The following is a 2155-nucleotide window of genomic DNA, read 5'->3' as shown; positions in this document are numbered from 1 at the left end:
GGCCACATCATGACCGCCGCGCCGGTGGTCAATGCGATTCCCCAGGTGGTCGCCGCCCCGCCCGGCATCGTCACCTACGCCGACATCAAGCCCGTCACCTCGGTGATCCGTCCCAAGCCGGTCAAGACCGAGCCCACACCGGAAGTCGCGGTGGAGGAGGCACCGGCACCCGCCGCCAACGGGGCGGTCACCGCCGAATCGCTGGTCGGCACCTGGACCGTGACCATCGCCGCCCCGACCGGCCCGCAGGCGACCAAGCTCGACCTCCGGCTGGACAACGGCGTGCTCTGCGGCGAGCAATCCGCCGATGGCAACAGCTCCGCAATCACCGATGTGAAGCTCGATGGCAACCAGCTCACCTGGATCAACCGCGTGACCAAGCCGATGAAGCTCAAGGTGAAGTTCCTGGCCACGGTGGAGGGCCACCGCATGAGCGGCAAGGTCAAGCCCGGCCCGCTGGGCCGCTTTTCGTTCACCGCCGAGAAAGTGGCCGCCTGACGGCCGCGCTCGAAACCCCATCTGGAAGAGGCAACCGCAATGTATTCCGACGACAAGCCGACCGCAGCCAACACGCCCGCGAACACGGACACCGGACGATCCATCCCCGTCTACGAGCGCATTCTGGAGCTGTTCGAGGCCGAGGGCGTCAAGGCGGTGTTCGGCATTCCCGACCCCAACTTCGTCCATCTCTTCGTCGCCGCGGAACAGCGTGGCTGGAAGGTGGTGACGCCGCACCACGAACTGGCGGCGGGCATGATGGCCGAGGCCTACGCGCGCATGAACGGCACGCCGGCACTCTGCATCTCGACGCTGGGCCCGGGCGTGGCGCTGGCCTCCGGTTCGATGATGAACGCGCTGGTCGAGAACTCACCGGTCATCTACCTGGGCGGGCAACGCGCTCGCATCACCGAGCGCCGCGTACGGCGCGGGCGCATCCAGTTCATCCAGCAGGAAGCCCTGTTCAAGAACTCGGTGAAGTTCAGCGCCAGCATCGAGTACGCCGACCAGACCGACGAGATCATTCGCCACGCCCTGCGCGTCTGCCAGTCGGGCACGCCGGGGCCGGTCTACATCGAATACCCGTCGCACGTCATTCTCCAGGAGCTGAACGTGCCACCGGCCCTGCCGCCCAAGGCCTACCGCCTGGTCGAGCCCGGCGCGGATTCCGACCAGATCGCGGAGGCTGCCGAGCTGATCAAGGCCGCCGACTGCCCCATTCTGCTGGTCGGTCATGCCGTGCAATGCACGCGCGCCGGAGCCAAGGTGAAGGAGCTGGCCGAGCTGATGGGCTGCCCGGTGTTGCAGACCTCCGGCGGCACGGCCTTCATCGAGGGCATCGAGGAGCGGACCTTCCCCTACCTGTTCGCGGAGGTCGGCGACGAGATCGTCGCCAGGTCCGATGTCGTGGTCGCCATTGGCACCGAGATCGGCGAGCCGGTGCACTACGGTCGCGGCTTTTTGTGGGCCGAGGGCAACACCGACCGCAAGTGGATCAACATCGAACTGGACCCGGAAGCCATCGGCCAGAACCGACCCATCGACGTGCCGCTGGTGGGTGACCTGCGCACCGTGGTGCCGCAGCTTTCCGCCGCGCTGAAGAACAGCCGTCGCAGCGAACATCCTGACCTGCAACGCTGGATCGCCGAGGACAAGAAGCGCCTGGCCGACCTGCGCAACGAGGACTTCAGCACCGACAGCGGCCGCGTACACACCGGCAAGTGGGTGATCGAAACCACCGGCGCCATGCCGAAAAACGCCATTCACGTGCGCGACGGCGGCTGCACCGTGATCTTCACCTGGACCTATCTCCAGGCCAAACCGCATGACGTGATCTGGAACCAGAACTTCGGCTGCCTGGGCACCGGCCTGCCCTACGCTGTCGGCGCCTCCATCGCCGATGGCGGCAAGCGCCCCGTGCTGTTCACCACGAGCGATTCATCGTTCCTCTATCACATCGGCGAGCTGGAGGTGGTTGAGCGCTTCAACCTGCCGATGGTCATCGTCGTGGCCGTCGACAACGCCTGGGGCCTGGAAGTGGGCGTCTACAAGCGCACTTTCGGCCACGGCAAGTCGACCGAGCCGGGCGTGCACTGGAGCAAGAACGTGCGCTTCGACCAGATGGCCGAGTCGTTCGGCCTGCAGGGCATGTTCGTCG

The 2155-nt window shown here is 66.4% G+C and carries 2 protein-coding genes; both read left to right on the top strand.

From position 1 onward, the window contains the following. The coding region (locus tag ABNS06_RS13980; RefSeq protein WP_348675209.1) for a hypothetical protein at positions 1-498 on the top strand (498 nt) is incomplete at its 5' end. A 39-nt stretch (positions 499-537) separates the two neighbouring features. Then, positions 538-2155: thiamine pyrophosphate-binding protein (locus ABNS06_RS13975; RefSeq protein ID WP_348675208.1), on the top strand; the 1618-nt coding region annotated here is incomplete at its 3' end.

It is taken from the genome of uncultured Abyssibacter sp. (assembly GCF_964000955.1).
Lineage (GTDB): Bacteria > Pseudomonadota > Gammaproteobacteria > Nevskiales > OUC007 > Abyssibacter.
This window is presented reverse-complemented; position numbering and strand designations above follow the sequence as displayed.